The organism is Mycobacterium sp. SMC-13 (assembly GCF_045311035.1).
In the GTDB taxonomy this organism is placed as follows: Bacteria; Actinomycetota; Actinomycetes; order Mycobacteriales; family Mycobacteriaceae; genus Mycobacterium.
In genome coordinates, this window is the sequence record NZ_JBJIAI010000010.1 from 226,506 (window position 1) to 237,615 (window position 11,110).

General features: G+C 69.4%; 9 protein-coding genes. 6 read left to right on the top strand and 3 right to left on the bottom strand.

Translation table 11 applies throughout. From position 1 onward, the window contains the following. On the bottom strand, positions 1-675 hold the full coding sequence (locus ACJH6I_RS17175) for an MBL fold metallo-hydrolase (protein WP_064857978.1): 675 nt from the start codon (positions 673-675) through the stop codon (positions 1-3). An 86-nt stretch (positions 676-761) separates the two neighbouring features. Between ACJH6I_RS17175 and uvrA the strand changes: the two genes are divergently transcribed. Further along, positions 762-3,662 (top strand): excinuclease ABC subunit UvrA, encoded by a 2,901-nt coding sequence (gene uvrA / locus ACJH6I_RS17180; RefSeq protein ID WP_061004567.1) that lies wholly within the window; start codon positions 762-764, stop codon positions 3,660-3,662. Here the strand turns inward: uvrA and ACJH6I_RS17185 are convergent. Together ACJH6I_RS17185 and ACJH6I_RS17190 are read right to left on the bottom strand one after the other, a co-directional pair. After that, positions 3,659-4,834 carry a winged helix DNA-binding domain-containing protein gene (locus tag ACJH6I_RS17185; RefSeq protein WP_061004569.1) on the bottom strand — a complete coding sequence of 392 codons (1,176 nt, stop codon included), beginning with the start codon at positions 4,832-4,834 and terminating at the stop codon, positions 3,659-3,661. The genes uvrA and ACJH6I_RS17185 overlap by 4 nt on opposite strands. Position 4,835: 1 nt before the next feature. Then, a complete protein-coding gene (locus tag ACJH6I_RS17190; RefSeq protein ID WP_061004571.1) occupies positions 4,836-5,120 on the bottom strand; it encodes a hypothetical protein in 285 nt (94 codons plus the stop codon). A gap of 127 nt (positions 5,121-5,247) precedes the next feature. Between ACJH6I_RS17190 and ACJH6I_RS17195 the strand changes: the two genes are divergently transcribed. The 5 genes from ACJH6I_RS17195 (at position 5,248) to ACJH6I_RS17215 (ending at position 11,037) form a co-directional block, all read left to right on the top strand. Further along, positions 5,248-5,733 (top strand): lipoprotein LpqH, encoded by a 486-nt coding sequence (locus ACJH6I_RS17195; RefSeq protein ID WP_406784333.1) that lies wholly within the window; start codon positions 5,248-5,250, stop codon positions 5,731-5,733. Between the two features lie 66 nt (positions 5,734-5,799). Further along, positions 5,800-7,524, top strand: a complete 1,725-nt coding sequence (locus ACJH6I_RS17200) for a hypothetical protein (RefSeq protein WP_061004573.1) — start codon at positions 5,800-5,802, stop codon at positions 7,522-7,524. Beyond that, on the top strand, positions 7,515-8,708 hold the full coding sequence (locus tag ACJH6I_RS17205) for a CHAT domain-containing protein (protein ID WP_061010388.1): 1,194 nt from the start codon (positions 7,515-7,517) through the stop codon (positions 8,706-8,708). Before ACJH6I_RS17200 ends, ACJH6I_RS17205 begins: the two co-directional genes overlap by 10 nt. Continuing rightward, the gene (locus ACJH6I_RS17210; RefSeq protein WP_406784324.1) at positions 8,708-10,000 is read left to right on the top strand and encodes a hypothetical protein; all 1,293 of its coding nucleotides are present in this window, start codon (positions 8,708-8,710) and stop codon (positions 9,998-10,000) included. Before ACJH6I_RS17205 ends, ACJH6I_RS17210 begins: the two co-directional genes overlap by 1 nt. Continuing rightward, on the top strand, positions 9,997-11,037 hold the full coding sequence (locus ACJH6I_RS17215; protein WP_406784325.1) for a hypothetical protein: 1,041 nt from the start codon (positions 9,997-9,999) through the stop codon (positions 11,035-11,037). The genes ACJH6I_RS17210 and ACJH6I_RS17215 overlap by 4 nt, the downstream gene beginning before the upstream one ends. Positions 11,038-11,110 lie beyond the last annotated feature (73 nt).

Sequence of the window (11,110 nt, forward strand, 5' to 3'; positions counted from 1 at the left end):
CTACCAGCCGCGCGCCCGCCACTCATCGAGGTGCGGCCGCTCGGTGCCGAGTGTGGTGTCGTCACCGTGGCCGGGGTAGATGACCGTCGAATCGGGGTAGACGTCGAAGACCTTGCGGGTGACGTCGCCGAGCAGTCGCTCGAAGTCGCCTTCCTGCCAAGTCTTGCCGACGCCGCCGGGAAACAGGCAGTCGCCGGTGAAGAGGTGGGTGACGTCACCGTCGGCGCCGCGCAGCGCCAGCGCCACCGAGCCCTCGGTGTGACCCTGGAGGTGGATGACATCGAAGGTCAGGTTGCCGATCGTGATGGTGTCGCCGTCGGCAAGGATCCGGTCGGGCTTCACCGGCAGCGGCTCGGCGTCCAGCGCGTGCGCGGCGGTGGGCGCACCTGTGGCCTCGGCCACTTCCGCCAGGGCCTGCCAGTGGTCGAAGTGCTGGTGGCTGGTGACGATGAGTTCGACGTCCGGCGCCTGCGATCTGATCAGCTCGACGAGTGCCGGACCGTCGTTCGCGGCGTCGATGAGCAGGGTTTTTCCGGTCGCGGAACACGTGATGAGGTACGCGTTGTTGTCCATGGGTCCGACCGATGCCTTGACGATCGTCGCGGCGGGAAGCGTGCGACGTGCCGCGGTGCCCGCATCGACGTGGCCGGTGTACGTGTCATTGACGACTGTCATGACGCCACCGTATCCGGACTTGTCGGTGGGGACACATAGCATGGCGCTGTGGTGTCTGGATTGCCCAGACCGGTGAAGGGATACGTGTGTCAGACCGTCTGATCGTCAAAGGTGCGCGCGAGCACAACCTGCGGGGAATCGACCTTGACCTGCCCAGAGACTCGCTGATCGTGTTCACGGGCCTGTCGGGTTCGGGTAAGAGCTCGCTGGCGTTCGACACCATCTTCGCCGAGGGGCAGCGCCGCTATGTCGAGTCGCTGTCGGCGTACGCCCGTCAGTTCCTGGGCCAGATGGACAAGCCGGACGTGGACTTCATCGAGGGCCTGTCGCCGGCGGTGTCCATCGACCAGAAGTCGACCAACCGGAACCCGCGGTCGACCGTCGGCACCATCACCGAGGTATACGACTACCTGCGTCTGCTGTACGCGCGCGCCGGCACGCCGCACTGCCCGGTGTGTGGTGAGCGCATCGCGCGGCAGACGCCGCAGCAGATCGTCGACCAGGTGCTCGCCATGGACGAGGGCATCCGGTTCCAGGTGCTCGCGCCCGTGGTCCGCACCCGCAAGGGTGAGTTCGTCGACCTCTTCGACAAGCTCAACGGCCAGGGCTACAGCCGCGTCCGGGTCGACGGCGTCGTGCACTCGCTGACCGATCCGCCGAAGCTCAAGAAGCAGGAGAAGCACGACATCGAGGTGGTCGTCGACCGCCTGACCGTCAAGGCCAGCGCCAAACAGCGGCTGACCGATTCCGTCGAGACCGCTCTCGGCTTGGCCGACGGCATCGTCGTCCTCGAGTTCGTCGACCGTGATGACAACCACCCGCAGCGTGAGCAGCGCTTCTCCGAGAAGCTGGCCTGCCCCAACGCGCACCCGCTGGCCGTCGACGACCTCGAGCCGCGGTCGTTCTCGTTCAACTCGCCGTATGGTGCCTGCCCGGAATGCACCGGTCTGGGCATCAAGAAGGAAGTCGACCCCGAGCTCGTCGTACCGGACCCGGAGCTGACGCTCGCCGAGGGCGCGGTGGCGCCGTGGTCCATGGGCCACAACTCCGACTACTTCACGCGCATGATGGCCGGGCTCGGCGAGGAGCTGGGCTTCGACATCGACACCCCGTGGAAGAAGCTTCCGGCCAAGGCGCGCAAGGCCATTCTGGAAGGTTCCGACCACCAGGTGCACGTCCGGTACAAGAACCGCTACGGCCGCACGCGCTCGTACTATGCCGACTTCGAAGGCGTGCTGGCGTTCCTGCAGCGCCGCATGGAGCAGACCGAATCCGAGCAGATGAAGGAACGCTACGAGGGCTTCATGCGGGACATCCCGTGCCCCGAGTGCGCCGGTACCCGACTCAAGCCGGAGATTCTGGCGGTCACCCTGTCCGCGGATGACGACGCGAAATCCATTGCGCAGGTGTGTGATCTGTCCATCTCGGACTGCTCGACGTTCCTCAATGCGCTGACCCTCGGTACGCGCGAGCAGGCCATCGCCGGCCAGGTGCTCAAAGAGGTGCAGTCGCGGCTGGGCTTCCTGCTCGACGTCGGCCTCGACTACCTGACGCTGTCGCGGGCCGCGGGCACACTGTCCGGCGGTGAGGCACAGCGCATCCGGCTTGCCACCCAGATCGGTTCGGGCCTGGTCGGTGTTCTCTACGTGCTCGACGAGCCGTCCATCGGCCTGCACCAGCGCGACAACCGCCGGCTCATCGACACCCTGGTCCGGTTGCGCGACCTCGGCAACACGCTGATCGTCGTCGAGCACGACCTCGACACCATCGCGCACGCCGACTGGGTCGTCGACATCGGTCCCGCGGCGGGTGAGCACGGCGGACAGATCGTGCACAGCGGCACCTACAAGGACCTGCTGAAGAACACGAAATCGCTTACCGGCGCCTATCTTTCGGGCCGGGAAGAGATCGAGGTCCCGGCCATCCGCCGGCCCGTCGATCGCAAGCGGCAGATCACCGTCGTCGGCGCGCGCGAGCACAACCTCAAAGAGGTCGACGTGGCGTTCCCGCTGGGTGTGCTGACGTCGGTCACCGGGGTCTCGGGTTCGGGCAAGTCGACGCTGGTCAACGACATCCTCGCGACCGTCATGGCCAACAAGCTCAACGGCGCCCGCCAGGTGCCGGGCCGGCACACCCGGATCAACGGTCTCGACCAGTTGGACAAGCTGGTGCGGGTCGACCAGTCACCGATCGGCCGCACACCGCGGTCCAACCCGGCGACCTACACCGGGGTGTTCGACAAGATCCGGACGCTGTTCGCCGCCACGACCGAGGCCAAGGTCCGCGGCTACCAGCCCGGCCGGTTCTCGTTCAACGTGAAAGGTGGCCGCTGCGAGGCGTGTTCGGGTGACGGCACCATCAAGATCGAGATGAACTTCCTGCCCGACGTGTACGTGCCGTGCGAGGTGTGCCAGGGCGCTCGGTACAACCGGGAGACCCTGGAGGTGCATTACAAGGGCAAGACCATCTCCGAGGTCCTCGACATGCCCATCGAAGAGGCCACCGAGTTCTTCGAGCCCATCAGCTCCATCCACCGGTACCTCAAGACGCTCGTCGACGTCGGTCTGGGCTACGTGCGGCTGGGTCAGCCCGCCCCGACGCTGTCCGGTGGTGAGGCGCAGCGTGTGAAGCTGGCCGCCGAGCTGCAGAAGCGGTCCACCGGCCGCACCGTGTACATCCTCGACGAGCCGACCACCGGCCTGCACTTCGAGGACATCCGCAAGCTGCTCAAGGTGATCAACGGCCTGGTCGACAAGGGCAACACCGTCATCGTCATCGAGCACAACCTCGACGTGATCAAGACCTCGGACTGGATCGTGGACATGGGTCCCGAGGGTGGCGCGGGCGGCGGCACCGTCGTGGTGTCCGGCACCCCGGAAGACGTCGCGGCGGCACCGGACAGCTACACCGGGCAGTTCCTCGCCGAGTTGCTGCCCGCGGTCGTGCCGGATCCGCCGAAGACCAAGCGGCGCAAGGTGAGTGCCTAGCGGGACAGGGCGATGCTCAGCGGTGACGGGAAGCGCGGCTTGACGCGCACCCCGTCGAGCCAGTCCGTCAGTTCGGAAGCCTTGCGCTGCAGCACTTTCCGTGCTGCGGCCCCGACGTCTTCGACGTATTCCAGCTGCACCCGGCCGTCGGCGTCCTGACCCCAGGCGCCGACGACGCGGCCGTCCCACCACACCGTGGGGCCGGCATTGCCGGAACGGTCGAACAACTGGCCCGCGTGCGGGCCGAGGTACCAGGACCGGGCCTGCCAACCCATGACGGTGGGGTCCAATCCGGGCAGCAGTGCGCCCCAGGCCGGAACCGGGGGAGTGTCGTCGAGATCGTCGGGCAGGACGTACCCGGTGTCATCGCAGCCCTCCAGCGCCACTGCCGCCGCCTCGATGGCGCGCAGCCCCTCGCGGGCCCAGGACAGCGTCTGGCCGAACCACCATTTGATATCGGCGGCGGTGGCCGGGCCGAAGGTGCGCAGCCAGGCAGTCAGCACTGCCGCGCGGGCTGCGTCGGCCGGAAGGGCAGCGTCCGGTTCCGGTAGCCAGTGCGACGCCGACGCCCACAGCGGCCGCGACGTCGTCCACATGCCGTCGTTCGGACCGCGCAGGATGTGCCCCTGCGCGGACAGCACTGTCATCACGCGCGGCGCGACGGGAGTGCTTCCGCCCCAGGTCTTTCCGGGTGCCGGATCCCAGCTGCCCGCCAGCTCTGGCAGGGCGGCCCGGAGCGCGGCGGTGCCGGCCACCAGACCTGCTTCCAGATGCCCGCGCACCGCAGCCGCGGCGCGCTCCAGCCACGCCTCGCCGTCGGCTGCGATACCGGACTTCTCGACATCGCCGATCAGTCGTTTGCGCTCGGTGGCCGCCACGCGGTCGCTGGCCGCGGCCTGGACCGCGGGCAGGTCGGCGGTGTGCACCACCCACAGCGTCCGGCGCATGGCCATGTGCTTGACCAGATGCCTGTCCTGGTACAGCGCGGCATCGAGATCGGTGACGGTGAAACCGGGCAGCCGGGCCCACAGCGACAGGTACGGGGTGGCGGGATCGGTGCCGTGTAGGCCGACCAGTGCCCGCGTCACCTCGGCAGGACTCGACGCCGGGGCGCTCAGGAAATGCCGTTGCGCCAAGCGATTGCGGCGCTCGGCGATGGTGAAGGTACGCAAGTCAGTCGTCGTGCATCGAGCGACGAATCTGCTCGAGGCGTTCGGCGGCAGCCTTCTGCCGCGCTTCGTACTGTTCCTCGACCGACCGGCCCTCCGGGGTTTCCGCGGCCAGCTCGGCCGAGCCGATCGCGGTGCCGTACCGGTTCTCGATCTTGTCGCGTACCGACTCGAAGGTCGGGACGCCGTCGGGGGTGTAGCCGGGATCGACGGGCGGTGACACCGGCACCGGTGCGGGCGCCGGATCCAATGGCACGATCTCGGCGTCGATGGGCTCGTTTTCGGCCATGGCTTCACCGTACCGCGCGGAAAACTTGGGATCGGTAGCCGCGGCGCCCGCGTGTACTTACCGCACGACGACGCCACTGGGGCGTCGGACTGAGGAAGGAAAGCTCCCGCACATGAAGACCAATGGCATGAACATCAAGCGCACTCTGGCCGCCGGTGTCGGCTTGCTGGCCGTGGGCGCCACCCTGATCGGCTGCTCGAGCGACAAGGAGGCCGGCCCGAAGGCGACCGGCCCGGGTTCGGTGACGGGTGGCGGCAACACCGTCGTCAAGGTCGAGGGCCAGGACCTGGCCGGCCTGGACCTGAAGTCGGTGACCTGCGTGAAGCAGGGCGGCAGCATCAACATCGCCAGCGCACCCATCGGTGGCGGCGCGCAGGGCCTCGGCGTCGTCATGACCGACGCCTCGCCGCCGAAGGTGCAGTCCCTGGGCCTGGTGGTCGACGGCAACGCGCTTGCGGTGTCGGAGATGGGCGGAATGAAGACCGGTTCGGCCGACGTCGAGGTGGACGGCAGCACCTACACCATCACCGGGCAGGCCGCCGGCGCCGACATGAAGAACCCCATGGCTGGGATGATCTCGAAGAACTTCGAGATCAAGGTGTCCTGCGGCTGACATGCCCAGGGCTGCCCGAGCGGCGGGTGCAGACAATGCACCCGCCGCTCGACTTATGATGCGGCCGTGTCGATCACCGGCGAACTCGCCCGCGCCCGCGCGCTGATGTTCGCCGCCGACGAGGTGACGGCCAAGGAACTGCTGCTGTCGCTGATGCCCGCCATCGAAGCCGCCGACCGTGACGACCTGATGCTCGAGGTCTTCGCCCAGCTCGGCGAGATCTATCTGATCCGCAGCGCCCTGGACGGGGTGCGCGAGTGCATTCGGCGCATCGACGACTGCCTCGACATCTACGCATCGATCCTGGCCGGCCGCGCGCCGGCCGAGATCGTCGCACAGATGACCATGACCCCGGAGGACGCGGATCACATGCTCAGCCGCTACCGCCGCCGGGCCACCTTTCTGCGGACCGGCCTGTCCGCCGACATCGGCGACCACGAAGGGGCGGCGCAGTCCCTTTCCGTGCTCGACGACCCGTCCCCGTACCCGGATCTGGATGACGAACACACCTACCTCCTGACCCACGCCCGTATCCTGTGCGCGCTCGCGCTCTGCGACGACGATCTGCACGTCCGCTCGGTGCCGCTCTGGGAGGAGGTGCTGGCCACGATCGCGACGCCGGCCGACACGCCGGAACGTGAATATCTCTGGGTCACCGGCGCGCTCGGCTACGCGCGGTTCTGCATCGAAACCGGCAAGGTGGGCGAGGCAGTGCCGTGGCTGCGGCGCGCGGAGGCCCGGGCACAGGCTCGCGGCTGGGAATTGGCCACCGCCCGAGCACAATTGGAGCGGGCCGCGGTGAGCTGGCTGGCCGGCGACCAGCAGGGTACCGAGGCACTCGTCACGGCGGCGTATCCGGAGATCGCGCGGCAGGCGCGGGCTCACGACGTGTCCCGCTGCTGGCTGTACTTCGGGCTCACCCGCCTGGCCGCCGGTGCCCTGCAGGCCGCCGACGAATGCTGGGGGCACGCCGAACGGCACTGGCGTGAGCTGGGCAAGCCCCTACACGTACACCGCATCTTGTTGCAGCGCAGCTGGATCGCCATCTTCCGGGGCCGATACGACGAGGCCCGGGCATTGATCGATCAGGCCCGGGCGTGCCTGGATTCCTCACCGCGCAGCAGCTGGCTGCAGTACGCACGGTTGGACGACCAACTCGGCACCGTCTGGCGCGCCGAGGGACTCGCGGAGCTCGGCTTCGATGCCGCGGGCAATCCCGCCGACACGTGGGCGCAGGCCGAAGCCCGCTACCGCGGCGGGCTCGGGACGTGGTCCGCCGAACCCGGCACCGACCAATACCGTTCCGGCATGGAGAAATTGGCCGCCGCTGCCGACCTGAAGTTGCCTGCGGCGCTGGCCGTTGACTCGGTGCGATACTCGATCATCGACGCCGACGCGCGCTCGCGATGGGCCACCGGGGTGGCGGCGCCCCTGCTTGCCGGCGCGTTCGCGGTGGCTTGGGAATCACAGAATCCGGCGCTGGTCGGCGAACTGATCGAATATCACAGCGCCCGAGGGGCGTTCAGCATCGACGCCGCGGCGGGCGGCACGATGGAGTGGGCCCGGGCCACGACGACGGCCGCGCCGGTTCTCGACGTCGACGAACTCGCGTCGGTCGCGTCTGGCCCGGTCGCGGTCGGCGCCGCCGGCCTCATCCGGCTCGGACCGCTGCCGCCGCTGCAGATGGAGCCCGACGGCGAGCCGGTGCTGGCGCGCTACCGCGAGCTGGCCCAGAGGCGTTACGGCCGCGCGGTCACGGCGGACCAGGAGGCGTGGTCGACATGCCCGTAACTGAGGACACCGCAACGACGTTGGTGCTCCGCTTCGCCGACATCGGGATCGCAACGTACGTCAGCCTCCGGGTTGTCGGCGCACCCGAGCGGCTGGTCACCTGGATGGTGGCCGAGGACGTTCTTCTCGCGGTCACCTCGGCACTGGCGGAGGCGTTGCCGGATCCGCGTGCGGGTGAACAACTTTCCGCGGCATTGACGCGGTCCTTGGCCACCGGCACGTTCGCCGCGGTGGCACGCGAGCGGGAGCTCGCGCGGCTCCTCGGGGCACTGCTCCCCGACGAAGCGTGGGATCTGCTGCGGCAGTACACCGGCGACCCGGAGCTACCGGTGCTCTTCGTGTCGCCGAGTGCCCGCCTGAGCCGGGTGCCGTGGGGCCTGCTCGCGCAGCCCAGCGGCACTGACGACCAACGCCTGATGGAACTCGCCGACCTGTTGCTGGCGGTGCCGGCGAACATCGCGAACGCGCCCCGCAGACAATCGTCACCGGTCGGCGGACCGCCGCTTCTACTGCTGGACCCGAAAGTGCCAGGCCAGCGGCCGGATTCAGCGCTCGGCTCGGTGCTGGGCCGGCCAGCGCCGGACACGGTGCTGGCCCGGCACTTCGGTGAGCGGCCCGCACTGCCGGCGGTCACCGCCCCGGTGGAACTCTTCCGCCGGGCCGACGCCGACCGGCACTGGCTGGCCACCCAACTGACGCAGCAGCCGTCACGGCTGGTGTACGTCGGGCATGCCAGTGCCGCCCACGACCGCGACGGATCGGCAGAGCAGGCAGCCCTGCATCTGGCCGAGCCCGAGCCGCTGACCGCCGCCGACATCATGGTGATGGGCCTGGAGATCCCGCCCCGCGTCGCGCTTGTGGCCTGCGCATCCGGCGCCGACTACCGGTTCGACGAGGCCACCGGTCTGGTCGCGGCGATGATTCTCGGTGGCGCACAGGTGGTTACCGCGACGCTCTGGTCCCTGCCCACGGCTGCCGGCTACCGGACGGCGACAGCCACCGACGGCGACCCCATGGCAGAGGCGATCATCGCCGTCGACACCGCACACGAGTCGGCAACCCCGGCCCGCGCTGTGAACCACTGGCAGCGAGAGTGCCTGCGCCGCTGGCGGACCGGCGGCGCCGCATTGAGCCCGGTCTACTGGGCTGCCATGATGTCCTTCACCGTCGATGGAGCGCGCTGATGACTGCTGGGCCACAGCCACGTCGCGCCGTCATCGATGCCGCGTGGCGCGAGATCGGGCCCGGTCTCGAACTGCTGAGCAGCCCCGACGGCGGCCCGTTGAGCCGCGCGGTGAAGCGCATCATCGATCCGCTGGTGCTTCGGCTGCGCGCACACCCCGAGTACTCGGCGCCCGTCGTTGCCGCCGACATCGCCGACGAGATGCGTCAGGTCATCATCGACCACGCGGTCCAGTTGCGCGCTGCGGCACAGTGGTTCGCACTGTTGAAGGCGCAGCGCCGGCGCGACCGGATCACCACCGGCAACGCCCAGGAGCTCTACTTCCCGGTGTGTTTCGAACTGGCCGCGACCAGAGGCGAACCGGGACAAGATGATTCAGGCATCGTCGTGGAAGCACTGCGCGACGTCCACGGCGATCGGGACCGCACCGCGGTCGAGCGGCTGCACGCGTACCTCGCCGACCCCGCTGTGCTGGAGACGCTGTCGCGGCAGCTCGATGCCGGCTGGGACGACGTCAGGGCGGGCGATGCACCGAGCGAGCCGTTCCTCGCCGGCCTCACGACCGTCCTCGGGCCGTCCGGCGGTCGGGGCGCCGATGCTGCCCGCCAACGGGTCTGGACCGCACTGCTCGGTGACACCACCCCGTACAACTTCGGCGCCCGGATGCGCGACGCCGCGGCCGCCACGCCATGGTCGGTCGACCAGATCGGGTTGTGCGCTGCCGCACCGCAATCGAAGCCGGCAGTCGCCGGCGCCCGCGCGGCCGAACGTCCCCTCGACCGCAGCATCGTCGACCGGGTCCGGGCGACGCTGCGTCGTGCCCTCGACCGCGACGAGCTGCCCGACCTGCCGACCCTGTGCGCCGAAGAGGCGGACCGCGCGGCCTCGCCGTGGGGGCTCCTGGCCGAGGACAACCAGGCCACCCTCGTCGCCGGCATCGAGGTCGGGGTGGACCTGGCGCCGCTCGAGGTGAATCACCGGACGCGCTACCACCTTTCGGGTCAGATCCAGGCGCGGCTCCGCAAAGAGGCGTACGTGCTGCACGCCCGCCGGTATCTGACCGACGGCGGCCCGGTCCACCCGCGGCAGCAGCAGGTGGTGGACGACCTGGCGGCGTTCGTGCGTCCCTATGTCTCGCGGTTGTGGGCCCGGCTGCACGGCCGTGACGTCTGGCAGGAATCCTGCGACGACGCGGGCGAGGTACGGGGCCTGCTGGACGGGGTCGCCCGTTCGGTGAGCCTCGATCATCGGCAGCGCATCAAGGCGATGCTGGAATTGGAGGCGGCAGGATGAAACTCACTGTCGAGTCCGGATTGTGGGCTTTGGGCTCCGAGGTCGCGCCACCGCCCGAGGTGGCGGTACTCGAGGTCAGCGGCGCGGTCCTCGCGTGGACGATCCACGACCCGGCGCAGGCGGTCCGCATCACGTTCACGGATCTGCCTGCGGCCGACTGGTTGTGGCGGCTGGTCGGGGAAGCCGGACACGTCGCGGTGGTGACCGCCGCCGAGACCGCCGACGTCGTGCCGCTGCCCGAACCCCTTGCCGCCCTTCGCCGCCTGGCGGTCGGACACTGGTTACGGCGGTGGTGGCCGGCCAGTGCCCGCGACGGCATCGGCCCGCTGGACGCCGCCGTGCTGGACGCCGAGGTGGCGCTCGCGACGGCGGCGCTGCAGGACTATTTCTCCGAGGACACCCTGGATTCGGATATCGCCGGGCTCCTGGCACCGCATCGCGAGGCCCTGGCGAGGACGACGGCCGCCGGGGATCCCCGGATTCTCGACCTCGTCCGCAGCTGCGTCGGACTCGCCGACGAATCGGGGCTCGGGGACTGGTCGGAAGTCCTTGCGGGCCAGGGACCGCCGCGGCAGGACGACTATGCGCTCGCGGCCGGGCAACCCGGCGCCGGCGGCGACGGTGCCATCGCGAACGGCGTCGCATCGGTCTCGTGGACCGCGGTGCCACCACGGACTTTCGATGCGGCCGAGGGCACCATCGACTGGTCGGTGCGGGCGCGTGACGGTGCGGTCGTCGCCGACATCCGCGTGGCCACCATCGGTCCCGCGGACGGAATCCCGGTGCGCCTGGACTCGGGTTCGATCACCGGCGACGGCACACTCGACATCGACGGAAACGCCACCCTGCCGCTGCCGGCCACCGAAACCCAAGCGTGGGGCCATGATTGGACGGACACCACCGTGACGGTGGGTGCCGCGGCCGGCGAGACGGAAGCGGTTCGGGACCGCGTCCGGCGCTACGTGCGGGCCCGGCTCGCGGCGCCCGGCCCCGATGCGTTCCTCGCCGAGATCCTTGCCGCCGAAGCCGACTACTAGTGTCCTGCGCCGTAAATTAGTTGATTAATTGTAGAATTGGCGGGTGGGAACCAGGGGTAGGCCGGTAGTCGAG

Coding starts and splice junctions, on each gene's coding strand:
- ACJH6I_RS17175 (WP_064857978.1), bottom strand. CDS start 675: ATGACAGTCGTCAATGACACGTACACCGGCCACGTCGATGCGGGCACC.
- ACJH6I_RS17190 (WP_061004571.1), bottom strand. CDS start 5,120: ATGGCCGAAAACGAGCCCATCGACGCCGAGATCGTGCCATTGGATCCG.
- ACJH6I_RS17195 (WP_406784333.1), top strand. CDS start 5,248: ATGAACATCAAGCGCACTCTGGCCGCCGGTGTCGGCTTGCTGGCCGTG.
- ACJH6I_RS17205 (WP_061010388.1), top strand. CDS start 7,515: ATGCCCGTAACTGAGGACACCGCAACGACGTTGGTGCTCCGCTTCGCC.
- ACJH6I_RS17215 (WP_406784325.1), top strand. CDS start 9,997: ATGAAACTCACTGTCGAGTCCGGATTGTGGGCTTTGGGCTCCGAGGTC.
- ACJH6I_RS17210 (WP_406784324.1), top strand. CDS start 8,708: ATGACTGCTGGGCCACAGCCACGTCGCGCCGTCATCGATGCCGCGTGG.